Below are 24,372 nucleotides of genomic sequence, written 5' to 3'. Positions count from 1 at the left end.
GCCATGCAACGTTCGCAGGTTGTATCTGTTATTCGTTAATCCTGAAAAAGACCCTGAAATAACTATGGACGACTTTGAAAACCAAATCTACAGCCAGATCGCCCAAATCCCTTTGGGTAAAGTGTCGACCTATGGCGATATCGCCCGCTATGCAGGCTTCCCTGGTTATGCGCGCCATGTCGGCAGGTTATTAGGTCAATTACCGGAAGGCTCAACCCTGCCCTGGTTCCGGGTGATTAACAGTCAGGGAAAAATATCGCAGCAGGGAGAAGATTTCCTGCGTCAGCGTCAATGTCTGATTGCTGACGGCATTGAAGTGTCATCAACGGGACGGGTATCACTCAGACGCTACCGCTGGGATGGCTTTCCGGAGCACTGACCAAGGTTCGGTTACTTTTTCCGCCTGAGCAAAACAAAAAACCCGGCATGTTCGCCGGGCTCTTGAATACTTGTTCTGTTTTACTGACTGACTTTGACCAGCATCAGATCCAGCTTGGTGGTTTTAGCCGGGTCTGTAATCACGTGGTTAGCCGTATCTGTGATAAACAGCAATTTGCCATTCAGTTCAATCCGTGCGCTGACCGCATAAGTGTGAGCCGGTTTGACCTCACCTTCCATATACTGAAGGGTGAATGAAAACGGCACCTGCTTTCCGCCGGCAAGATAAGACTGACTGCTGATCACTTCTGCGGGGGCATCCATCAGAGAAACATCAGAGAGTGTGACAGTGATCAGGGCATCATCTGGCAGCGCAATTCGCTCTCGGTAAGCCAGTGAGCCTTCAATTTTGCTGACGCCTGCATCTTTGGTGATCAAATTGGTACATGCCGAAATAACCATTGCTGTAATCAATAACGTTAACAGCGCAAACATCTTTTTCATAGTTGCCCCTCTTATTCCTCCTGCAAGTCGATGATTCTAACGCTTCTGAACCTTTCGTCTTGTGTTTCTGATCAACTGATTGTAAAAATTTGATTAATGATAACATTGTAATTGGAGCGTCAATGAGCAAAGAACTGAACGAACTTCTCAATCTGCTACACTTGGAACAACTTGAACAAGGTTTGTTCCGTGGCCAGAGCCAGCATCTTGGTCTGCCTCAGGTTTACGGTGGCCAAGTGATCGGTCAGTCTTTATCCGCAGCGAAAGAAACGGTTTCGGAACAACGCTTTGTTCATTCGTTCCACAGTTACTTCCTGCTGCCGGGTGATCCTCAAAAACCCATCATTTACGATGTTGAAAACCTCCGGGACGGAAAAAGCTTCAGTACCCGCCGGGTGCAGGCCATTCAGAACGGCCGACCGATCTTTTACCTGACGGCATCATATCAGGGGCTGGAAGAAGGTTTTAACCATCAGTTCCAGATGCCTGCCGATATACCGCCGCCTGAGTCGCTCAAATCAGAACAGGAACACGTCAAAGCCATCGCTGACCAGCTGCCGGGCAAATTTGTCGAAACCTTTGGCTGTGATCGCCCGATTGAAGTGCGCCCTGTTCATGTCATCAATCCACTTCATCCTCAGTCACAGGCGGCCAGACAGTACCTTTGGATAAAGGCAAATGGTGAAATGCCGAATGATCCGCGTATTCACCAGTATGTACTGGCTTATGCCTCCGACTGGGGATTTCTGGTGACGGCCCTTCAACCGCACGGCGTCACACTGCTGACACCAAAGATGCAGGTTGCCACCATTGACCACTCCATGTGGTTCCACCGCCCGTTCCGGATGGACGACTGGCTGCTCTATGCCATCGACAGTCCGTCAGCCAGCGGCTCGCGGGGTCTGGTTCGGGGCGAGATTTACAATCGTCAGGGCGAACTGGTCGCAACAGCTGTTCAGGAAGGTTTGATGCGTCAGCGCCACTCACACTAAATAAGTGCCCACTTACAATAAAGCTCCCGAAATCTTTGATATGTCATCATGATTCCGGGAGCCATTTATAGGGAAAGGCTGGTACTTTTTTGTCAGCTTGCCGTCAATATTTTACTGTCTCAGTCGATGTATCTTCCAATTGGTGAAGATGATCACCAGCCTGCTGCAGCTGATACATTTGCCAGTACTGTTTCCGCTCAGAAAGCAGACTGAAATGCGTCCCTCGCTCAATGATTTCGCCATGGTGCAGCACGACAATTTCGTCCGCATCCATGATGGTGGAAAGCCGGTGCGCAATCACCACAATACTCATATTTTTCCGCAGCACCGACAGCGCATGCTGAATTTTCTGTTCGGTCCCCGAATCGATATTGGCGGTGGCTTCATCCAGAATCAGCAGTTTGGGCTTCTCCACCAGCACCCGTGCCAGCGCCAGCAACTGCCGCTGTCCGGCCGACAAATTCACTTCACCGCTGCCAAGCAATGTATCCAGCCCCTGAGTATACTGACGCACCTGACCGGCCAGTCCAACGGTTTCCAGCGCCAGCCAGATCTCTGCATCAGCCACATCCCGCCCCAGACTGACGTTTTCACGCACCGAATCACTCAGCACATGCGGATCCTGCTGCACCATGGCAATCCCCTGCCGCAGCACCGGCTGACTCAAACTCTCCAGCGGTCTGCCATCCAGTTCAACCACACCTTCTGATGTTGGGTAAAAGCCCATCAATAGTGAAGCCAGCGTACTTTTTCCGCTGCCGGTATGACCGACCAGCGCCAGAAACCCCTGATGCGGCAACGCAATGTTGATATGGCTGAGCACTTTCTGTTTGCCGTCGTAGCTGAAGCTGAGATTCCGGCAAGCCATCTGACCACTTTCAATCGGCCTGCGATCCTCACCATAGCTCTGCTGACGGGCGTCGATCAGGGCAAAGATGCGCTCACTGGCAACCAGCGCCTGCTGCAATAAAGACAGCTGCTGAGTCATCTCAATCAAAGGTTCCGTCACCCGCCCCAGATAGCTCAGGAAAGCATAAAGAACCCCCACCCCAATCACGGTTGTCCCGCTGAAGCCGAATAAAGCAACCAGCGTGAGCAAAGCGATTCCTGACAGCAGGTCAATCAGGGGCCGCAACAGCAAACTGTTCAGCCTGGTGACTCCGATTTGAGCCTTCAGGTGCTGGTCTGTCAGACTGGCAAAATGCGATTTGAAGCCTTCTTCCTGACGCATCAGCTGTACCAGACTCATGCCCTGAATCGATTCACTCATTGAAGAGTTGATATCCGACAGCAGATCGCGCATCCGCCGGTAAGCCCCGGCACTTTTACGCTGATACACCACCATGACGCCCACCACAACGGGCAGCAATGCCAGAACCACCAGCGTCAGACGCCAGCTGATGATGGTCATGACAACCAGCATCACCAGAATCAGAATGATGTTCTTCAGAAACGTCGCGATGACAGAGACATAAAATTCTTTGATTGATTCGGTGTCATTGGTCAGCCGGGAGATCAGCTTGCCGCTTGGGGTATAGTCAAACGCCGACAACGGTTGGTTCATCACGCTGGCAAATAACTGCTTCCGCACTTTTTGGACCACATCAATCGCCAGACGATTAAAGCGAAGCGCTTGCGCGTACTTGAACACGCCCGCCAGAATCATCAGGGCCAGATAAGCCGCGACCAGCACCGCAACTTCCGTAGCCGGAAATTCATCCCGCGTGATGTTGTTATCGATAAAGTGCTGGATCAGCCATGGGCCGGATACATCAGCCAGAGAAGCAATCAGCAGCAGGCCAATCGCAGCCACCAGGGTACGCTTATCTGCCAGCGCATAGCCCAGCAACCGCTTCAGAACTGCATTATTTACGGCCTGTTCCTTCATTGGCCCTCCTCAATCGCTTGTTCCAGTTTCTGGTAACGATACATCTCGGCATACCAGTCTTCATGAGCCAGCAAGCTGGCGTGCGTTCCCCGTTCACTGATTTCACCATGCTGAAGAACAACAATTTGATCCGCCTGCTCCAGGGCAGTCAGCCGGTGAGCAATCACAATCACGGTCTGACGCTGTGGCTGTGAACGCAGATTATGCAGGATGCGGTGCTCTGTTTTGCCGTCCACCGCAGACAGTGCATCATCCAGGACCAGAATCTCAGCATTCAGCAGTAAAGCCCGTGCAATGGCAATCCGCTGTTTCTGACCGCCGGACAAGGTGATCCCTTTCTCGCCAACCAGGGTGTCATACCCCTCCGGGAACAGCATGATATCGTCATCGATACACGCCAGCGCCGCTGCACGGCGGATCTCCGACAGGCTGGCTTCCGGTTTTCCGAGCGCAATGTTCTCTGCAATGGAGCGAGAAAACAGAAACGGGCTCTGGCTCACCACCGCAAAACGGCTTCGCCACGCATCCAGCACCGCCTCACGAATCGTCACCCCGCCATAAGCGATCTGACCCTGGATCAGCTCCTGCTGACGCAGCAACAGCGCCAGCAGTGTCGACTTCCCGCTTCCGACCGGACCGGCCAGCCCCAGCATCTGTCCGGAGGCCAGATGAATGTTGATATCTTTCAGTGCGGGCTCACGCTGTTGCGGCCAGCTGAATGCCTCCACCTCAATTTCCAGCGGCTGTCGCAGCCCCGGCAACGGCGTATAACCGCTGACAATATCCGGCTTTTGATTCAGAATTTCCTGCAGACGTTTCCAGGCAGCAGAACCGCGTTCGAGAATATTGAACAGCCAGGCAATGGCCAGCATCGGCCAGATCATCAATCCCTGATACAGAGTGAAAGCCGTCAGGTCCCCCAGCGTCAGTTCACCAATGTGAATCAAATATGCGCCGCCGCCGACACTGAGGAAAAACGACATGCCAATGGTCAGCTGGATCACCGGATCAAACTTGGCATCCACTTTCACCACCTGGTAGTTTTTGTCACCCGCAGCATCGACCACTTTCTCGAACGCTGCCTGCTGGCGCTGCTCCAGACCAAAGGCCCGGATCATACGGACGCCGTTCAGCGACTCCTGCGTCGTGTCTGTCAGGGCAGAAAACGCCGCCTGTGATTCGCCGAATCTGTCGTGTAACTGACTGCCAAAACGGGACACCAGCAGCGCCATGACCGGCATGGGCAGCAAGGCCAGAATGGTCAGCTGCCAGCTCAGTTGCGTGGTCATGATCAGCAACACGGCAAAGCCGGTAATGAGTGAATCCGCCGCGGTTAAGACGCCTTCCCCGGCAGTCATTACCAGCGCATTCACATCGTTGGTCGAACGGGCCATCAGGTCACCGGTTTTATGGCGCTCAAAAAACTGCGGCGCCTGCCGGGTAAAATGATGATACAACTTATCCCGCAGCACGGTTCCCAGCTTCGCGGCACTGCCAAACAACCAAAGCCGCCAGACAATGCGCAGCAGATACACCGCCGTCCACATGGCGGCCAGACTCATAAGCCACAGCAGCATGGTGTCCAGAGAGATCTGGCCATCCACCACACCATCAACGATCCAGCCCACCGCTCGGGGCGGGATCAGTTCAAAAATCGCAATCACGACAAAGATGGCGATCGCACCGCCATAACGCCGCCATTCCTGCCGGAAATACCACCTGAGTTGCCAAAAAACCTGCATTTTTCCTCCAGCAAAATACGGCACGCTCACACCGGGTGAGCGCTAAAACAGAAAATTATGATGTTCCAGGGGCTGTTGAGAGGGAGAAACTCTGTCACTTCAGGGTGACAATTAAGCAACATATTGGCAAAAAGGCTGCCTGTTTTTCAACTCAAAAATAAGGTGAATCTGGAAAACAGCAGGTGATGCTGCGCATTTTTATCGTCATAAGAAAAGATCTGTTTTCATACAGTACTTTTCTGTTCAGTCTCAGATATTTATAAAGGCAGTGCGGTGGTGTACTTCAGCGGTTCCATGGCAAAAGTTGAAGTCACATTGGTTAAACCCTGAATACTGTTCACCAGTTTTTTATAAAAGGCATCAAACGCCGACATATCTGCCACCTGTACTTTCATCATGTAATCATATTCTCCGGCCATCCGGTAAAACTCCATGACTTCAGGAAACTCGCTCACGGTGACCACAAAGCGGTTATACCATGCCTGAGAATGATCACTGGTTTTGATTTGTACAAAAGCAATAAAAGACAGCCCCAGTTTCAACGGATCCAGCAACGCCACCCGTCGTTTCAGAATCCCGGCTTCTTCCAGCCGTTTCAGTCTTTTCCAGCAAGGCGTCGTGGTCAGATTCACCGCGTCAGCCAGTTCGTTCAAAGACAGACTGGCATCCGTCTGCAGCATGTCCAGCAGTCGTCTGTCAGTTGCATCAATCTCAGCCATATATTCCCCCGAAAAACTCATCTGGTAGAAAAACTTTCTACAATTAAGGTTAATGACAACAATAATAGCAAAGATTTTTCCATTGGATTCAGTAAACTTTTCATCAATCAGTCAGATATCAAATTCCAAGGGTATGTCATGCGTCATGATCCTCGCTGGGTAAACCAGGCCATCAGAAAAATTGAAGCCGATTTTCAACGTTCGGCAGATACTCACCTTATCAAACTGGATATCCCGGTGCTTGACGGTATCGACATCTATCTGAAGGATGAAAGCACCCACCCGACAGGCAGTCTGAAACACAGACTGGCACGTTCACTGTTTCTGTACAGTCTGTGTAATGGCTGGATTGGTGAAAACACCACCATCATCGAGTCATCCTCCGGCAGTACCGCAGTGTCAGAAGCTTACTTTGCCCGGTTACTCGGCCTGCCTTTTATTGCGGTAGTGCCGCGTCATACGGCGCGTAAAAAAATTGAGCAGATCGAGTTCTATGGTGGTCAGGCACATTTTGTCGATGATCCCTGCCAGATGTATGACGAGTCCCGCCGTCTGGCTGAGAGCCTGAACGGTCATTACATGGATCAGTTCACTTACGCAGAGCGTGCCACCGACTGGCGGGGGAATAACAACATCGCCAACAGCATCTTTGAGCAAATGAAGCTGGAAGAGCATCCGGTCCCGGCATGGGTCGTGATGAGCGCCGGCACCGGCGGTACTTCTGCCACCATTGGCCGTTATATCCGTTACCAGCGGCATGAGACACAGCTTTGTGTAGTCGACCCGGAATTCTCTGTGTTTCACGACTACTACCTCACCCGCAACCCGGCCCTGAAAGGTCAGCGCGGCGGCCGGATTGAAGGGATTGGCCGCCCGCGGGTCGAGCCGAGCTTCATCCCGGATGTCGTAGACGAAATGCGCACCATTCCGGATGCAGCCAGCATTGCCACGATTCTCTGGCTGGAAAAACTGCTGGGCCGCAAAGCGGGCGCGTCAACCGGCACCAACTTATACGGCGTTCTTCAGCTGGCAAGTGAAATGAAAGCGCGGGGCGAAACCGGTTCGATCGTGACTTTGCTGTGTGACAGCGGTGAGCGCTATCTGGACACGTACTTCAATCCAGACTGGGTCGAGGCAAACATCGGCGACATTCAGCCATACTTTGATCAGCTGTCGGCTTTCGAGCAGACCGGCATCCTGAGCTGGTAGGAATGGCAGCGACTGCAGCTTGGCATATCCTGACTCTCAGGGTAGGATGTGCCTCCAATCAGTCAATACCAAATCCGGAGCAGCATGATGCGCAAAGCAGTTGTCGTTTTCAGTGGCGGACAGGACTCAACCACCTGTCTGATTCAGGCCATGGCCAGATATGATGAAGTTCACTGCATCACCTTTGACTATGGTCAGCGCCATAAACTGGAAATCGAAATCGCCGAGGCCATCAGCAAAGACCTGGGGGTGACCGCTCACAAAGTCATGGATGTCGGCCTGCTGAATGAGCTGGCGATCAGCTCACTGACCCGGGACAACATCCCGGTCTCGCATGCGTTGCAGGACAACGGTCTGCCGAATTCGTTTGTGCCGGGCCGCAACATTTTGTTCCTGACCTTAGCCGGTATTTATGCATACCAGATCGGCGCAGAAGCGGTGATCACCGGTGTGTGTGAAACCGACTTCTCCGGCTACCCGGACTGCCGCGATGCATTCGTTAAATCGCTGAACCAGTCGCTGGTGCTGGGGATGGATCGTCCGCTGAACATTGAGACGCCGCTGATGTGGCTGAACAAAGCCGAGACCTGGGCACTGGCCGATCAGCACGGGAAGCTGGATTACATCCGCAACCATACCCTGACCTGCTACAACGGCATCATTGGTGACGGCTGTGGTAACTGCCCGTCATGCGACCTGCGCCGTGAAGGTCTGGAATCTTATCTGAATGACAAAGATGGTGTGATGAAGTCGCTGACCGATAAACAGGCAGAAAACCGGGCTTAATTAAATAATTGCCTGAATCATCACCGCAAACGCCGGCCGCATCATGCGCCGGCTTTTTTGATCAACCATGAAACCAACGCATGAAGCGCGACCTTCCCTTAATCTTTGAGCTTACTGAGCAAGTTAGCTTTCACCGCCGGCCACTCACCGGCAATGATCGAATACACCACGGTATCCCTGATTGAGCCATCTTTCATGATCTGATGGTTGCGCAAAATCCCGTCCTGTTTCGCACCAAGACGTTCGATCGCGGCCCGGGAAACCTGATTGAAGAAATGAGTTCTGAACTCGACCGCAATGGCATTGGCATCTTCAAACAAATGGCTCAGGAGCAAATACTTACACTCGGTATTCACCGGGGTTCTCTTCACCGAATCCGAATACCAGGTGTATCCGATCATCGCTCTGCGATTCGTTTCATCGACGTTGTAATAGCGCGTGGTTCCGACAATCTCACCGGAAGACTTCAGCCGCACCGCGTATGCAACATCACCGGCCCGGGCCTCAAGCATGGCGCGGTTCACATAATCAGCCATAGCGTCCGCTGTCGGGACACTGGCAAACCACAGCTTCCAGGATTCACCATCTGAAACCGCTTTTTTCAAAGGCCCGATATGTACTTCTTCCAAAGGCTCTAAAATAACCCATTGACCCTCAAGCTTTTCGTTTCTGATCCACATCTTTGGCAACCTCCTCCATGATTCAGCATGATCGATTCAGCGCCTGCAAGCAGCGCATGGCGGAGCATCATAAATCGATATGAGATAAGTTTCACCCTTTCTGACGGCGAGCCTCTTCTCTTGGTGGCTCTGAGCCCGCCGGACGACTATCAGCACTGATTTGAGAATGACCGTTGTCGTACTGAGACAATGAAAACAAAAAGAGCCAGCATCTTCAGCTGGCTCTTTACTTAAACATCATCCGTGAACATCAGGCGACCAGCGCTTTAGGCTCAACACGCCGGAGCGTTTCTGCCAGACTGACGTAGATTGCTTCCGTCCCGGAGTACGCCAAACTGAAACGCAGGGTATTTTTTGCCACATCATCGCTGTACCCCAGCCCGGCTGCCACTTTCGACAAGGCTGATTTCCGGTCTGAGCAAGCCGAGCCGGACGACACCATGATGCGGGCATCTTCCAGAACCGCCTGCAAAGCTTCCCGGCTGACGCCGCCAATGGCGCAGAAAGTCAGCCCCGGAACACGCGGTGCCGCTTCTCCGATAATGACCGTTCCGGGAAAGTGGTGCTTCAGCGCCTGTTCAAAGTGTCGCTGTGCAGCGGTGACTTCCGCCTGGTTCGCCATCCGTTGATGCGCGAGCGGCAAAGCAATGGCCATAGAAGCAATGCCCAGATAATTCTGGGTGCCCGCCCGCAGGCTGGATTCCTGTCCGCCGCCCAGCAAAAGCGGGCTGAAATGCCAGGAATTTTTCACCAGCAGAAATCCAGTGCCGGGTAAAGCACCAAACTTATGACCGGAAGCGACAGCGTAATCCACCTCGCTTCGCTCAAAATCAAACGACTGCTTGCCAATCAGTTGCGTCGTATCACACAGATATTCCGCATCATATGCGTGGCACAATTCAGCAATCTGCTGATAGTCCTGGATCACCCCCGTTTCATTATGCGCAGCCATCACCGCTACCAGAACAGCTTTCCCCTGGCAGTCTTTCAGTGCAGCCTGCAACCCGGCCATATCCAGCAGCCCATTTTGTTCATGCACAAGGGCAATACACTCTGCACCTTTCGAGCGACAGTAACGAATATTTTCCAGCGTCGCAGAATGCTCATAGGGCGAATGCAGAATCACTGCATCCTGATAATTATGGTGCTCAAAGAAACTGTAAAACACATTTCTGATCCCTTCGGTTGCACCGCCATTAAAGATCAGCTGGTTGCTGTCACAGGACAACAAACCACACAACGTTCCCCTCGCCATCTCAATATCCTGAAACAATCTGTTTCCGATAAAATGATTCGAGTTCGGATTACCAAAACGTTTTTCTGAAAACTGCTTTTTCAGGTAATCAAAAACCTCGGGCTTGATCCAGTCAGACCCGCTTACATCCGCATTAATCATTTTTCCACCAATCGATTCTGATCAGCCGATAGCCATCGACATAATTTTGATAGAACTCAGCAGCACGAAAATATTCACGCAGCGCGCAAGTACCTTTTCATTCAGACGGAAATACAGGTAGCTGCCGACTTTTGCGCCGACGAATATACCAGCCACCAGATAGCCGCAGAGCGTCCAGTCCAGGGTGTCCGAAGCCGCACGTCCGAAAAATAACGAGAAAGAAGAAATAATCCCGATCACAGGCGCTGTTGCAATTGCCAGCTTGGGAAGGCAGCCAAATATGGCAATCATCACCGGCAGATAAATAAAGCCGCCGCCCTGGCCGACAATCCCGCAAGTAAACCCGAGCAACAGGCCAATAACCGGCAGGACCACGGAATCCAGTCTGATTTCACCCAGCCACTTTCTCCAGAAATCCGGGCCTAAGGTGGTAATCACAACTGAACTGATCGCCAGCACAGAGAACGTGATTAAAATTACCTCGTCGGATAAATGAAACGTGAATAAAGAAACCGCCAGGCTGGCGACGCCCATGGGTACGCCGAAACGGAAAATCAGATTTCTATCCCGTTGCTGATATTTGGAGTGATGAAACAGTGCACTGACGGAGCCAAAGAAGCTCTGTGCAACCGTCAATCCGGTAATGGTGACCATCGGCAGTGCCATTCCGTTCAGCCAAGGCATGCAAATAATCAGTAAGGGTGCCAGCAAAATGCCGCCACCGATACCCAGTAAACCCGACAGACTGCCTGTGATGATCCCTAACAGGCCAACGATAATTTCCTGACTCATTTGACGATGATCTGCCCTTGTCCTTCGCTGATTGTCCCAATCACATAATGTTCAGACTGTTCCGCTTCAAACAACGGCAGAATATGTTCCCGATAGCTTTCCTCGTCGACGGTAAATAATAATCCGCCGTTCGTCTGTGGATCGTGCAGAATCAGACGAAGCTCATCGCTGATATCGGCTTCATATTTCATGAACCGGGCATAACGGCTGATATTGTTATAAGTACCGCTCGGGTTCTTAGTCACCGCCAGGCTCAGTGCTTCCACCCCCTCAATAACAGGCACGGCATCCCCGTCGATGTTGACGTTAAACCCGGTATTTTCCACCAGCTCGCTCAAATGTCCCGCGAGGCCAAAACCGGTAATATCGGTCATCGCACTGACCCCGTGATACTGAGCCAGCGAGTAACCAATCCGGTTCACCCGGCTCATAATTTCAAGCGTTGACTCAGGCAGCTCTTCTTCAAGCAGGCGTCCCGCCTTCAGGGCATTTGAAATAATGCCAATCCCCAATGGTTTGGTGATAATCACCAGGTCATGATTTCGGGGGGTATTATTCTGCCGGATGTGCGCATCCTCGGCCTCACCAATCACGGCAAACCCATATAACGGCTGCGCATTTTTAATGGTATGGCCACCAACCACAGTTGCCCCGCATTCCGCCATCACTTCCTGTGCACCCTCGATCATTTTTTCAATGTACGGCATCGGGATATCATCCGGCGGAAATGCCAGAATAGAGTTCACAATTAAAGGACGGCCTCCCGTCGCATAAATATCACTCAGTGCATTTGCCGCTGCAATTTTTCCGAACAAATAAGGAGAACTGACGGTTGAACTAAAAAAGTCAGTTGAAAATAATAGCTTTTTACCACCGAAGTTATAAATGGCACAGTCATCAGAAGTTTCAAACCCTAATAATATATCTTCATTTTTAACGGTATTTTTCTTTTGTGTTGTTTTTAGAATATTAGTCAGCATCTGAGGCGGGATTTTACATCCGCAGCCACCAGATTCAGAAAAGTCTAATAAATTACAGACTGACATTTCAGACGCTCCATTTTTTATTTATATTGTTTCACGTTACAAATTATTTTCAGAATAATGACAAATTTGCGTCGGAAAATTTACACCGGGTTTATGACACTTTTATTTCACAAAGGTGTCAGCCTAGTGACAGCAAGTGACAATAAAAACAATAACTTATGATAGACAACTCATTAATAGATGAATCGGCCGCACCCAGTCTCATTTCTCTGAGAGAACCCCATGAAGAAATCAGCCATAAAAAAAGGAAAGTAACAAACAAGTCACTTTCCTTTTTATTGCGGCCAGTCACATAAAAAGCACTCTTTCAAACCGGTGCTTCCGTGAAATTAAGAAATCTTGCGACGTCAGCGCATCACATCGCAACGGGTTCTGCTGTTGCAATCTGTTCATCCTGTCGTAACCAGTCTAAATGCCGGTCATAAAAAGGGATCGCGGCAGCACCATGCTGCAGCGCCTTTTTATAAATAGAAGCAACAAAAATATCAGCAATCGAAAATTGCCCGCCAACGGCAAAGGAAGAAGTTTGGCACAGCTTCTTCATCAACGTGTGAAGACAGGCCGAGATCCACTGGCCCCGGAGTTCGCGTTTCGCTTGCCCGGAGAGTTCAGGACGAAATGTGTTCAGGACGGTTCGGTTTTGCGGTGAATGGATACTTGAATTCACATACTCGCACACTTCACGCACCGCGGCTCTGCCGAAAACAGAACATCCCAACACACCGGGCTGCGGAAAGAGCTCTTCAAGACATTCGATAATAGCCATCGATTCAGACACCAGATGCCCTTCAATGGACAGACAGGGCACATAACCGAACGGATTCACCTGCAAATAACTTGTTTTCAGTGCCTCTCCTGTCACTTCAACGCGTGTATAAGGCACGGCTTTGTAGTTGAGTACCCATTCAACCCGTGCAGCGCTGTTTGAGCCTTCCGCACTGTAGAGTATGACTTCCATAATATCCTTCGTCCTTTTTCCTTCTTCTTCCGCGAATTCTTTTGCCGGTTCGTCACCGCTTTAAGCTGACTGATGCCGGGATTATGATCGGCTCAGATTTTCCTCAATGAACGGCCAGCATAAAACAGCCAGCCCCGCAAACAGGAGTCCCCAGATCACCATCACAACCACTGCGGCCCGTCGGCTTTTCGGCAATGCAGCGAACGTTTCTTCGGCCTGCTGCTGGCATTCTCGCCAGACATCTTTGGGGATCAGCCGAATCGCCAGCCAGATCCCAATCGGTAACAACAGGAGGTCGTCCAGATAACCCAGAACGGGAATAAAGTCCGGGATCAGATCAATTGGGCTCAGTGCGTAAGCAACCACCACGGCGATCAGCACTTTTGCCAGCCAAGGCACGCGCTGATCCCGTGAAGCTAAATACAGCGCATAGGTATTTTGTTTTAATGCCGCCGCCCATTGCTGCCATTGCAGTTTGCGATTCATTGTTCAGTACGACGTGTGAAAATTAAGTCGCAGGGCACATGCAACCCTTTAAATGCCGTCATTCAACATCCCCTTCAGACAATGCCGGAACAGATTTAATTGAGACATAAAATGAGGATCTCGGGTTGCCATAATCATTTCATCAACCGGAATTTCTCGCGCATTAAATCCCAGATTCGCGGCTGATCTGGATTGAAGATGCATGGAACAGACCCGGGTATAGCCAATCATCCGCACCCAGAAGATTGGATTTTCGGTCAATGAATGCTGACAATGCGCAAATATCCGGACCAAACCTCGCAGAGACTCTGTTTTCAGCAGGTCATATTGTTGATCAAATTCCGCAAAGGACATCACCCGCTCCGGTTTGCCGGGCTCCGGGACAATCAGCTTATCCGCCGCTGACCGGAGATTATCTCTGAACAGGTGCTGGGTTTGAGAAGACCAATCCAGATCAGGGTGATTGAGGACAATATCACTGCCAGTGAGCATCCTTTCCGCTGCCGTCACGAAAGAAAGCAGACTGATTGCTTCTTTGTCTACCGCAAAATCAACCAGACTCATCTGCCTTTCAATCAGTTGCCCGACCGCTAAAGGCGCCAGGATCCGGTAGATACAGCTTTTCACGTAATATTCATTCGGATCCATATTCCAGTTGGTGCCATGATGCGCGTGAAACCGGCGAACCACATCCCTGACCGCCAGTAACAACTGAAACCGCAATGGGCCAACGGCTTCATACAACCGCTTCTTTGCTTCAAATTCGTAGTCGAGCTGAGCTTTCCTGGCTAATAACCTTTGCTGAGACAGCAATGTCACCAATCCGCCCACGAGTGCGGACACCACCGTTGATGTCAATATCAGCTTGATTGTCTGACTGTCCAAGGCTTCCCGTCCTTTTTATTCCGGATAATGCAATACAATAACGTATCGGGTGGATTGATTTGATGACACGGATAATCCTGCGCCTTTTGACACAGCGATCCGATGCGTCTACCCGATATCCCCGGTGCGCTGCCAATGCTCCAGCAAAAACTGCCACACCGCCTGCGAAGCCTTGGTCCGCTCCCCGATACAGACCAGATGAATCGGGCTCCTTTCCGGATGTCGCCAGTCCGTGAGTACCGGAACAAGCTGCCCCGACTGACATTCCTTCTGGATGAATCCGGGGTCCACCATCACAATGCCGAGGCCATCACAGGCCATATCCACCAGCACCCGGCTGTTATCTGTCTGAATGGCCGGAATCACTTCAAGCGTTTCCGTCTGCCCGTCCTTATCCTGGAAAGGCCAGAAATTAAACGTACTGGAAGCATTGCCGAACACCAGGCAATCATGCTGCGTCAGTTCCTGCGGAGACGCCGGATACCCCCGTTCAGCCAAATAGCTTTCTGAGGCAAACCAACCCCAGCGTTTTTCTCCGATCTTCCGGGCGATTAATGAAGAATCCGGCAGTTGCCCAATCCGAATGGCAATATCGATATTCTGCTCCAGCAAATCGACGGTCTGATCATCCAGACTCAGTTCAATCACAATGTCCGGATAAGTCTGGCGCAGTTTTTTCAGGACAGGCACCAGAAAACACTGGCCCATCAGGATACTGGCGCTGATTTTGACCCGCCCTTTCGGTGAGTCCCGGGTTTCATCCACAATGCCATGCAGGTTCGAAAGCACAGCGCGAAGATCCCCCGTCCCCTGTAGCAAATTTCGGCCCACGTCCGTGAGATGAAGCTGACGCGTTGAACGATGCAGCAGAGGCTGACCCACAAACGCCTCCAGTTGCCTGATCTTCTTGCTGACCGATGACCGGGGTAAATTCAGCTCATTCGCTGCCGCCTGAAAACTGCCGCGTTCCGCCACCCGGTGAAACACATGCAGCAACGGCAGGTTGAGATAAGATAAGTCCATCCCTGCTCCTTTGTTTCTTTTTCAGCACCATTAAGTGTCCATATTGGTGCCTTATTGTTAACCAATCAAGCTGATATTCTCCTCGCATCTCTCAAGCATGTGTTACGAAAAGGAAAAACACCATGAATGGCAAAACGATTTTAATCACCGGTGGTACATCAGGGATTGGCAAAGCTCTGGCAGAGCATCTGGTGAAAACGGGTCATCACGTGATCATTACCGGCCGCAATCAGGACAGAATCAATCAGGTGACACAGTCGCTGGGTTGTGACGGCTATGTTGCAGACAGCGCCAATCCGGCCCAGCTCAAGCAACTGGCAGCCACACTGCAGGCAGACAATATCCGCCTGGATGGACTGGTCCTGAACGCCGGGGTCTTTTATCCGGACTCAGTTCTGTCCACCACGGAAGAAGCATTTGATCTGACCATGAACATCAATACCAAAGGCCCCTGGATGACGCTGCAACAGCTTCACCCGGTCCTGAACAATCCGTCCAGTGTCGTCTTTGTTTCCAGCATTGCCGTCACCAACGCATTTGCCAGCGCCGCGATCTATTCGGCAAGCAAAGCCGCTTTTGAAGCCATTGCCCTGGTTGCCAATCTCGAACTCGCTGCAGACGGGATTCGGATTAACTCCGTCCGGCCGGGCGTCACTGCCACAGAAATTCAATCAAAGGCGGGCATGACGGCAGATCAGCAAAGTGAGTTATTCGGCTCAATGCATACCACGGCTTTGGGCAGAGTGATGTCCGCAGAAGACCAAATTGGAGCCATTTCATTTTTGCTTTCTGATCAGTCGCTTGCAATGCGAAATGCCGTCCTGGAAGTCAACGGCGGATATGGGTTGTAACGCATTTCAAAAAATAACGAAAACAAAGCAACACACAAGGGCGGCATTCAGGCTGCCCTGCAACAATTCGCTGAGGTTATTTTCTCGGTGTGTTTGTTTCATCCCTGCTTTATCAATAACCATTTCTGCGTATAATCGCCGCTCTGTTACGTCATACCAGCAAGTGATGAGTCCCCATGTCCAAATTTTATTACAAAGGCCGCATCGACGTGATGCAAAACCATGCTCAGTCGGGCTATAACGTCAACCGTAACGTCAAAGCAGGTACGGAAGAAGCCCCTGTGTCGGTCGTGGTGAATACTGAAGCGCGAAAAGCTGAAATTGAGGCAATCATTGCGGAACACGCAATTGTGGCCAATATTGTCGTGGATGCGACCCGGGAAGAAAATACGGTTGAGCTGGATACCCTGCTGAACAAACCTGCCACCGTGACGTTTGAGAAAACACCAAACCGCAACGACCCATGCTCGTGCGGCAGCGGCAAAAAATACAAAAAGTGCTGCGGCTGACCCAGACTGCATCATTGAAGCTGCCAGATGAACTTGCTGGCAGCTCTCCTTCCTCATGTTCCTGTCACGATATCCTGATGTTCGTCCAGCAGTTTCAGAACACGTTGTAAACGCCCTTCAAGATGCCGGGGCTGAGCTTCGGTCAGAGACACCGTACTGCAAGCCTGAAATTGACAGAAATGCCGGATCGCCTCTGCAAACGCCTCAATCACCTGCTCTTCATCAAAGGGATGATTTTCAATATGCAGTGATTTGATCTCCAGATGGCTGATTTTTCGATGCGCTTTACAATCCATCCGTCCAATGAATACACCGCGATACAGTAACGGCAAGCAGAAATAACCATACTGACGCCTGGCGGCGGGCACATAGCATTCAATCTGATAGTCGAATTGAAACAGCGCTTTGAGCCGGTCCCGCTGGATAACACTGTTATCGAATGGCGACAGGATCAGCATCCGGTTGTTCAGGCGGGGAATCGGACGCTCCAGTGCGCCGGTTTCCAGAACAAACATGTCACCGCTGCTGATTTTTACTTGCTCTAATTCACCGGATGCTAACCTTTCACTCACCAGCATCTTCATGGCTTGACGAAGACCGGGAATTCGCCGCTGATAGGTCAGCCCTTTGAGTGAAACCAAACCATGACAACGGAGTTGCTGCTCCAGCAGGTACACTGCGAACGCCTCCGCTCCGGGCATTTGTGTATTGACGTGTGCCGGCAACACCCGCTCGGTTAAATCGTACGTTTTCTGGAAGCCTTCGCGGTTAGTGACCATCAGGTCACCTTCCATGTATAACTGTTCCAACGCCTTTTTGGCCGGTTTCCAGTCCCACCATCCCGCTCGCTTGGGTGTATTGCTTTCCACATCCCGGGAACGTACCGGCCCTTCAGTACGAATACGTGCCAGCAGTTCGTGCATGAGCTTGTGATCACGTTCTTTATACCAGTGCGTCTGGCCGGATTTAATTGCGTGTTTATAAGGTAAGGAAAATCGAAAATCATGGATTGGGATAAACGCCGCCGCATGTGTCCAGTATTCAAAAATGTCACCGTCCAGCAGCAGCTGATGCGTCATGTCCGGCTTAAAATTCGGCACTCTGGCGTGAAAAACATGGTGGTGCGCCCGTTCCACCACAGAAATGGTGTCTATCTGCACATAACCTAAATGCTCGACCGCTTTGCGTGCCCCCTGAATGCCTCGCCCAAAGGGTTGGGTATGAAGCAAGCCTTGCGCGGATAAAGCCAGGCGCCGTAATCGCGCCAGATCCTGAGAGCGTTTGATTTCAATCACGGTTATCTTTCCCTGAACAATGACTTGAGTGCCTTCTCTGTGCAGCCAGAGCACTGAAGCCACCCGGTTTCTTTTTCTGCCTTGGTGGCGGGTGTCATTCGCATCACCCCGGCAAGACAGCCCGAATCAATTGACACAATGTATCGCTTTTTCAGAGCCAATGTCACTTGCTGGCAACCCAAACAGGCCAGGGAACCAATTATCCCGGCAAAGCAAGTCAGCATCGCGGCAGCTTGTCATTCTGCTCTGCAAATAAAAACGGAAGGCCGCAGCCTTCCGTTTATCTCAGTCAATGATGCAATTAAACCAGCTCAGCCAGCATGGTGTCCGAATACTCCACCAAGGCTTCACCAGCTTTGACTTTGGCAACATAATCCGGATTTGCAATGAGCGGACGGCCAATCGCCAGTAAGTCAAACTTACCTTCTGAAACCGCCTGACTTCCGGTTTCCGGTGTAAAACCGCCCACACCAACCAGCGTCTGGCTGTAATGCGCCCGCATATACTGAGAAACCGTACCGCCCAGATAATCAAACGCCATGTTATCGTCAAAAATCCCTACGTGCAGATAAGCTAAGTGACGTTTTTCCAGCTCGGCCAGCAGATAATCAAACACGTCACGGTCGCGGGCATCCGGCGTCATATTAAAATAAGCACCAGGCGACAGACGCAGCGCGGTCCGATCTTCACCAATCGCTTCCACCACGGCATCGACGACAGCCAGCGGAAAACGAGCCATATTCTCAGCATGACCGCCAAATTCGTCCTCACGGACATTACTGCTGAAATGCAGGAACTGGTCAATCAGGTAGCCGTTTGCACCGTGGATCTCAACCCCGTCAAAGCCCGCTTCCAGTGCATTAATTGCAGCCTGAGCATAATCAGCAACCAGTTCTTCAATCTCTTCTCTGGTCACAGCTTTCGGTACAACGTAATTCAGTTCACGCATACGGGGTACTGAGCCTTCAACGCCCAATGCCGAAGGGGCCAGCACGTCCTCACCGCCGAAGAAATGCGGATGCGCAACCCGGCCGGTATGCCATAACTGGGCAAAGATTTTACCGCCGTTGTCATGAACCTTATCGGTGACTTTCCGCCAGCCCGCGATTTGTTCCAGGGTATACAATCCAGGCGTATTCGGATAGCCCTGCCCATCCGGACGAATAATCGTTGCTTCAGAAATAATCAATCCGGTATCTGCACGGCGCGCGTAATAATCGACCATCGCCTGAGTCGGCACCAGTGCATCATCTGCCATGCAACGGGTCAGGGGCGCCATCAGAATGCGGTTTTTGAGTGTGATAGAACCATTCAGTTCTACCGGCTGAAACAAATTTTCCATGCGCTGTACACCTTGTTTGTAATTTGAATGCCCATTCAAATTAGTCTAACTTGAATAATCGTTCAAGTATTTTTTGAATGCGTGTTCAAGTTCAGCTAAAATCCCTGCAGGTTTTAAGGATACAGAGTGAATTGATGCGAAGTGCCGAATTTGACCGCGAAGCGGTGTTACATTCAGCAATGGATGCTTTTATTGCAAAGGGTTACAGCAAAACCAGCATGCAGGATCTGAAGCAGGCAACCGGGCTTCATCCGGGCTCTATCTATTGTGCGTTTACGAATAAACGCGGATTGCTGATGGCGGCACTGGAGCAATACCAGTCTGAGCGGGGTCAGGCCTTTCAAGCCTTGTTTGACCATCAACCGACGGTCATGGCTGGCATTACGGCTTACCTGGATCAAATGGTGACGGAATGCGAGCAGGAAAACATCAAAGATTGCCTGCTGCAGAAAGCCCTCAGTGAGCTAGCACAACAGGATGAAGAGATCGAGTGCATCATCAGCACCATGCTCCGATCATGGGAAAACCTGTTCACCGCCCAGTTTGAACAGGCACTTCGCGAGGGAGAAATCACCACATCACGCAGTGCCGAACAGCTGGCTCGTTTTCTCGTGATGGGAATATACGGCATCCGGGCGTTTTCCCATACCCGCCCGGCTCCCGGTGTACTGCGTGAGCTCAGTGCGGAATTGATGAGGAACATTCAGGGAAATTAAGAGTTGACCTGATGGCCATTGAAAAAATGGCCATCGATTCAGCAATTGAATTATCTCATGATCAAACGAAGTTCAGTTTTTTCTATCAAATCACTAAATATTCACATCTGATTGCCATATGTAAAACGCTCAGCTGATAATAGTTTTAATTTCATATTCTCTAAGTCATCTTTATCGCATTGAGGACTATTTTTTGTCCACTGAATCGGCTTGCTCCTAGAGATGACTTGCACCGGCGTCATTGGATTTTCCTCATCGAAGACATGTACTCTGCAAGAGAACGCTCGGCCGCCAGACTTTATCAGATCGTACTCTACAACATAGCTTCTCCCTGCCTCTGGGGTAAATGTGAAAATATTTGGGCAGTACAAATAAAAATCAGGATTATTAAATTTACCAAATGGTCTTAATTGAAAAGTAGCCAGCTCATCCGCTTTGATCATGAATGTCTTGCCACTCAGTCTTCTATCCGAAACCAACTCTTGATAATCGGTGCATTTCTGCGAGTCATCGTATTGAAAAACTTTAAAATCAGCAAAGCCATATTGAATCGCTGCACTCATCAGAGAAGTATCAGGCTCAATTCCTGTTTCAGTCGTCCCATAGATGAAGGGGGTGGACTGCTGAAATTTAACCTCGGCTATAGCACCTGTTTTAGGAGGGTTATAAGGTGTTGACTTTATACTACGGAAAGTTTCACAACCAACCAGAGTTAAAGAGAATATCACAACAAAAAGATAGTTAATTCCAGCATTCATGATTTCAAAATACAGAGTAAAAATTAATTTCTCATATAGTAACATATGAAATATCACAAAGCGTTATCTTCATAAAGAAATTGCTTCGCAAACAAAAAAGGGCTTTATCGTTCAAATCTGAAAGACAAAGCCCTGCTAATTGAATTAATTTTTATTCATATTTCAGTAACCACCATCGGAACTCAATGCTTCAAATACGGCCTTTACTATTCCGTTATGATTCGAGTTGCAGCATTTCCCGAATCTCATCCACACTTTCTTTCACATCATCTTCGTCATGATGATACCGCTCGACATGTGCCCGAACAGCGGCCACAAACGACTCAACCAGATTGTGCTCATATAACCAGTCGCGGATCGACAGCGTCTCACACCAGTCGGCAAAATCTTCCCGGCCATGCTGGTCTGCTGCGAAGGTCAGGCGAGCCAGGATGATTGGGTAAGTCTCTGTTGTGATCCCCAGTTCAGGGATGATCTCGCGCAGAAATTCCCCCACGGTTTCTTCCGGAACAGAGTATTGGAATGTGGAGAGAAACTCCACATACAGCGCGCCATACCTTGTTACGTCATGACGCAACAAGGCTTCCGCAGCATAGTTGCCATAAGGCAGTTCTTCTGCATACAAGGCGTCCCCATGATTGATTTCTTTGATCCATTGAATTTGCTGTCTTAAATAACGTGCCAGCAATTCCCAGCATTGCAGCGCCTCCGCTTTTTCAAAAAGGGCATCGAGATAAGTATCCAGATCGAAATCGATATCGTCATCATCACTCAACGACATCACAAAACTGTCCATCGGGTCTGAAAAATAGCTTTCAATCTCAGCTTCCAGTGCTTTGTGTTCTTTCGTCTTAAACCATTCCTCAAACCGATACCAGTAAATAAAGCTGGCAATCTCCGGATCTATCTCTGCGTTATGGCTTTCGTGCAACCACTCGTCCAGCAATACTCCAATTTGCGCTTGCGTTTCGGCCTGATCAATTCTGTCTAACAACTGCTGATAGGCTGCTTTAGCCGCTTGTTTTTTCTCGGCGAGTTGCGCCAGCAACTCAGCAGGAATGCTGGCGAGAATCGCTTCATCGGAACGATGACAGACCTCACTGTCTTCATCCGCATCTGCTCCATCAATGTCATCATGATCGAAATAATCATCATCGTCTTCATGGTAAGCCATTGTGTCTGGTAAAGACTGATAAAAGCTTTCCCATTCAGGACTGTTGCCATGGCGTGATGCAAGTATGTCCACCCCTTCCCCAGCGAAAAACGCTTCATGATCGGGGTCAATCGCATTCAGATAGCGACTGATGAGCGGCAGCCAGCGACTGTCGGATAACCCCAGATGCAGCGCACAGCCCGCGAGCGCAGGCTTATCATTTTCACCAAAACAGTAATCCGACCCATCGTAACCAATAAAGCTGTTCAGGATATCTGCCATCCATTCTGCGCTGGAAACATTGGGGAGCTGAATCACGGTGCTGAAGAACTTTTCTTCGTCCCAGACCGTGTGACCATCCGTAAACGCAAACATCAGATAATTGCCGGTGCACAATGTTTCTATTTCAGTACATTTCAGAGACAATCGGTGCAGCGCCGTCCCCAGCGCTTGCTCAGATTGAAAATCTGAAACCCATACCTTTTGTTTCCCCAGCATCGCCAGTTGATATTTTTGGTCATCATTTTGATTTTCAGGCCGGGACCAGTCTTCACCCCAATAACATTTTTCTTCCTGTACGGCAGACCATGTTTCCAGCGCAGCCCCCGGACTTTCCAGAGATAAAGCGACCAGCTGTTCTGTCGTCAGGTTCAGCGTATGCAGAGAATGCCAGCTCCCTATCAGTATCTGAGGGTGCGATGCAGACACAGGCGGACGAAGCAAATAGTCTCCACCGCCCGATTGTCGGATCCGCTCCGGATTGTCTTGATCCGCGACGGCCAGAATGGGCGAACGCCATTGGCCGTCCAGTGCCACTTTACGGACGGCACCATCCTGCCAGCAAATCCAGAGCGCATCTTCCGACTCACTCATCTGTAAGCCGGACATCCGGTTGATAAATTGAGACACCTGACGATGATTATCAGGCTGAATTCGCTCACCCAGCTCTGCCTGTGTAAAGACACGCACCGGTACCCGGATCGTGAGTTCCTGAACAGGTAATCGCGGTTCACCAGCCCGTGGTATCCGGTTTAAATCAATGAGGTTCACAGCGTGCAGATAGTTCTGCTGCCCAGCATTCTGAAGATCATCCGCCTGAATTATCGTGCTGGGCATCGCCAGCAGGCCTCGTTTTTTATCAATTGCAATCGTGGTGTGCTCGGCTTGCCATTTCTTCGGCGATATTTCGAGCTGCTGGGTACGAATACTGGCTTTCCGGCACGACACATCCAGGTCAATGCGCATCAGGTATTGCAGCGGGCGATTTATTTGATCGGAAAACCAGGAATCACGGCAGGCATAAAGAATCAGACTGTTATCCGGCCCTGCGAAAAGCTGGTCATCAAAGCGAATATCATAAGCGGGTTCCGGATAGACTTCCTCTGCTTCATCCTCATCATCGTCGTCAGCCCCCCAATCCAGTTCAATCGGAGCAGAACGACACAATTGAGCGTCCACAAATTGCCACAGTTCAACACGAAAGCTGTATGTCGCTTTGGATTCATACATCACAGCCAGTGTTCGCCCGTCAGACAACATCACCGCCTGGGTATAATCGATGCCATAGTGATGAATGAATTCAGCCTTCTGATGCTTCTCATCCAGCAGATATAAACAGCCATTGAGATCGCAGGCAATACGGCTGTGTTCGTACCCGGGCTCAGCACTGAAATAATCGGTCAGTGTCGTCATGCCTTTGGCTTTCATCAGGGCCGTCGCCCAATTCAGACTCAATCCCAGTTCATTCCCTTTCGGAAGAACTGAATAAATACGTGGAGCCCCTTGCTCCGGATCGATATAAATGAGTCCTTGCTTCCCGCTTTGGGATTCAATATTCGAGTGAAAAAAATGATTCATGCTTTGTTCCGGCTTATTTCTTTTTGTCGCTGATGCGCTCAATCCGATCACAGAAAAGGCAAGCTCGTCATCCATCTGACAGCACTCCCCTCCTCCCCAAACAAAACGGCGCATGCACTAAATTTCTGAGTCAGCACGAGCATAACTGAATTTTCTTTTTTCAAGTGACTGATAGCCCTCAACATTTTTTTTATTCGATCTCCATACCAAGAGTGAACAACCGATTTAATCTGAACGTTATATTTATTGGCTTTTTGAATCATTCTGGGATGGGTTAAAACTCAGGGGATGAGGAAAAGCATCGTTCTGATGAAGTTTTCGGGAGTAAGGAAAAAGAAGAAAGGAAAAGGAGAAACCGTACCTGGGTACCCAGAAAAAAGTGATCCCCTGAAACTGCCAGACGGGAA

22 protein-coding genes and 1 pseudogene are annotated in these 24,372 nt (G+C 50.3%); 7 read left to right on the top strand and 16 right to left on the bottom strand.

From position 1 onward, the window contains the following. Positions 1 to 64 precede the first annotated feature (64 nt). Positions 65 to 379 carry an MGMT family protein gene (locus tag L4174_RS04765; RefSeq protein ID WP_248143719.1) on the top strand — a complete coding sequence of 105 codons (315 nt, stop codon included), beginning with the start codon at positions 65 to 67 and terminating at the stop codon, positions 377 to 379. 80 nt (positions 380 to 459) lie between these two features. Here L4174_RS04765 and L4174_RS04760 read toward each other — a convergent pair whose 3' ends face one another. Then, complete coding sequence (locus L4174_RS04760; RefSeq protein ID WP_248143717.1) at positions 460 to 882, bottom strand: YbaY family lipoprotein; 423 nt, start codon at positions 880 to 882, stop codon at positions 460 to 462. A 122-nt stretch (positions 883 to 1,004) separates the two neighbouring features. Here L4174_RS04760 and tesB point away from each other — a divergent pair, with 122 nt between their 5' ends. Then, on the top strand, positions 1,005 to 1,874 hold the full coding sequence (gene tesB, locus L4174_RS04755; protein WP_248143715.1) for an acyl-CoA thioesterase II: 870 nt from the start codon (positions 1,005 to 1,007) through the stop codon (positions 1,872 to 1,874). A gap of 103 nt (positions 1,875 to 1,977) precedes the next feature. Here the strand turns inward: tesB and L4174_RS04750 are convergent, their stop codons facing one another. The 3 genes from L4174_RS04750 to L4174_RS04740 all read right to left on the bottom strand — a co-directional run bounded on the left by L4174_RS04750 (position 1,978) and on the right by L4174_RS04740 (position 6,223). Further along, positions 1,978 to 3,762, bottom strand: a complete 1,785-nt coding sequence (locus tag L4174_RS04750; RefSeq protein WP_248143713.1) for a SmdB family multidrug efflux ABC transporter permease/ATP-binding protein — start codon at positions 3,760 to 3,762, stop codon at positions 1,978 to 1,980. Further along, complete coding sequence (locus L4174_RS04745) at positions 3,759 to 5,504, bottom strand: ABC transporter transmembrane domain-containing protein (RefSeq protein ID WP_248143711.1); 1,746 nt, start codon at positions 5,502 to 5,504, stop codon at positions 3,759 to 3,761. Before L4174_RS04745 ends, L4174_RS04750 begins: the two co-directional genes overlap by 4 nt. A 257-nt stretch (positions 5,505 to 5,761) precedes the next feature. After that, positions 5,762 to 6,223, bottom strand: a complete 462-nt coding sequence (locus L4174_RS04740; RefSeq protein WP_248143709.1) for an Lrp/AsnC family transcriptional regulator — start codon at positions 6,221 to 6,223, stop codon at positions 5,762 to 5,764. Between the two features lie 138 nt (positions 6,224 to 6,361). On the opposite strand from L4174_RS04740, the gene L4174_RS04735 reads away from it, so the two are divergent. Continuing rightward, positions 6,362 to 7,432 (top strand): PLP-dependent cysteine synthase family protein, encoded by a 1,071-nt coding sequence (locus L4174_RS04735; protein ID WP_248143707.1) that lies wholly within the window; start codon positions 6,362 to 6,364, stop codon positions 7,430 to 7,432. 87 nt (positions 7,433 to 7,519) lie between these two features. Then, entirely contained in the window at positions 7,520 to 8,218 is a 699-nt protein-coding gene (queC, locus tag L4174_RS04730) for a 7-cyano-7-deazaguanine synthase QueC (protein WP_248143842.1), read from the top strand. A 98-nt stretch (positions 8,219 to 8,316) separates the two neighbouring features. Here the strand turns inward: queC and L4174_RS04725 are convergent, their stop codons facing one another. From L4174_RS04725 to L4174_RS04690, 8 genes and pseudogenes are all read right to left on the bottom strand, one after another. Beyond that, entirely contained in the window at positions 8,317 to 8,898 is a 582-nt protein-coding gene (locus L4174_RS04725) for a GNAT family N-acetyltransferase (RefSeq protein WP_248143705.1), read from the bottom strand. 250 nt (positions 8,899 to 9,148) lie between these two features. Then, complete coding sequence (locus L4174_RS04720) at positions 9,149 to 10,294, bottom strand: cysteine desulfurase family protein (protein ID WP_248143703.1); 1,146 nt, start codon at positions 10,292 to 10,294, stop codon at positions 9,149 to 9,151. A gap of 21 nt (positions 10,295 to 10,315) precedes the next feature. Further along, a complete protein-coding gene (locus L4174_RS04715; protein WP_248143701.1) occupies positions 10,316 to 11,086 on the bottom strand; it encodes a sulfite exporter TauE/SafE family protein in 771 nt (256 codons plus the stop codon). Further along, complete coding sequence (gene selD / locus L4174_RS04710; RefSeq protein ID WP_248143699.1) at positions 11,083 to 12,132, bottom strand: selenide, water dikinase SelD; 1,050 nt, start codon at positions 12,130 to 12,132, stop codon at positions 11,083 to 11,085. Before selD ends, L4174_RS04715 begins: the two co-directional genes overlap by 4 nt. A 355-nt stretch (positions 12,133 to 12,487) precedes the next feature. Beyond that, positions 12,488 to 13,090: a glutathione S-transferase family protein gene (locus L4174_RS04705; RefSeq protein WP_248143697.1), complete on the bottom strand. Its 603-nt coding sequence runs from the start codon at positions 13,088 to 13,090 to the stop codon at positions 12,488 to 12,490. 236 nt (positions 13,091 to 13,326) lie between these two features. Further along, positions 13,327 to 13,519: pseudogene (locus tag L4174_RS24105) on the bottom strand (YkvA family protein); the annotation flags it as partial. Between the two features lie 105 nt (positions 13,520 to 13,624). Continuing rightward, positions 13,625 to 14,461, bottom strand: a complete 837-nt coding sequence (locus L4174_RS04695) for a hypothetical protein (protein ID WP_248143694.1) — start codon at positions 14,459 to 14,461, stop codon at positions 13,625 to 13,627. 108 nt (positions 14,462 to 14,569) lie between these two features. Beyond that, entirely contained in the window at positions 14,570 to 15,484 is a 915-nt protein-coding gene (locus L4174_RS04690) for a LysR family transcriptional regulator (RefSeq protein ID WP_248143692.1), read from the bottom strand. A gap of 122 nt (positions 15,485 to 15,606) precedes the next feature. Here L4174_RS04690 and L4174_RS04685 point away from each other — a divergent pair, with 122 nt between their 5' ends. Next, the gene (locus tag L4174_RS04685) at positions 15,607 to 16,335 is read left to right on the top strand and encodes an SDR family NAD(P)-dependent oxidoreductase (RefSeq protein WP_248143690.1); all 729 of its coding nucleotides are present in this window, start codon (positions 15,607 to 15,609) and stop codon (positions 16,333 to 16,335) included. Between the two features lie 176 nt (positions 16,336 to 16,511). Further along, positions 16,512 to 16,844 (top strand): PBPRA1643 family SWIM/SEC-C metal-binding motif protein, encoded by a 333-nt coding sequence (locus L4174_RS04680; protein ID WP_248143688.1) that lies wholly within the window; start codon positions 16,512 to 16,514, stop codon positions 16,842 to 16,844. A 53-nt stretch (positions 16,845 to 16,897) separates the two neighbouring features. Here the strand turns inward: L4174_RS04680 and L4174_RS04675 are convergent, their stop codons facing one another. Both L4174_RS04675 and L4174_RS04670 read right to left on the bottom strand, forming a co-directional pair. Next, the gene (locus tag L4174_RS04675) at positions 16,898 to 18,202 is read right to left on the bottom strand and encodes a winged helix-turn-helix domain-containing protein (protein ID WP_248143687.1); all 1,305 of its coding nucleotides are present in this window, start codon (positions 18,200 to 18,202) and stop codon (positions 16,898 to 16,900) included. A 238-nt stretch (positions 18,203 to 18,440) separates the two neighbouring features. Then, positions 18,441 to 19,481 (bottom strand): alkene reductase, encoded by a 1,041-nt coding sequence (locus L4174_RS04670; RefSeq protein ID WP_248143685.1) that lies wholly within the window; start codon positions 19,479 to 19,481, stop codon positions 18,441 to 18,443. Positions 19,482 to 19,615: 134 nt separating this feature from the next. Between L4174_RS04670 and L4174_RS04665 the strand changes: the two genes are divergently transcribed. After that, positions 19,616 to 20,197: a TetR/AcrR family transcriptional regulator gene (locus L4174_RS04665; protein WP_248143683.1), complete on the top strand. Its 582-nt coding sequence runs from the start codon at positions 19,616 to 19,618 to the stop codon at positions 20,195 to 20,197. Positions 20,198 to 20,298: 101 nt separating this feature from the next. Here the strand turns inward: L4174_RS04665 and L4174_RS04660 are convergent, their stop codons facing one another. Together L4174_RS04660 and L4174_RS04655 are read right to left on the bottom strand one after the other, a co-directional pair. Then, complete coding sequence (locus L4174_RS04660; protein ID WP_248143681.1) at positions 20,299 to 21,000, bottom strand: hypothetical protein; 702 nt, start codon at positions 20,998 to 21,000, stop codon at positions 20,299 to 20,301. Positions 21,001 to 21,169: 169 nt separating this feature from the next. After that, positions 21,170 to 23,965, bottom strand: a complete 2,796-nt coding sequence (locus tag L4174_RS04655) for a hypothetical protein (protein WP_248143680.1) — start codon at positions 23,963 to 23,965, stop codon at positions 21,170 to 21,172. Positions 23,966 to 24,372 lie beyond the last annotated feature (407 nt).

Source organism: Photobacterium sp. CCB-ST2H9 (genome assembly GCF_023151555.2).
In the GTDB taxonomy this organism is placed as follows: Bacteria; Pseudomonadota; Gammaproteobacteria; order Enterobacterales; family Vibrionaceae; genus Photobacterium.
The sequence above is the reverse complement of the archived record's forward strand: the minus strand, read 5'-3'. Positions and strand labels throughout refer to the sequence as shown.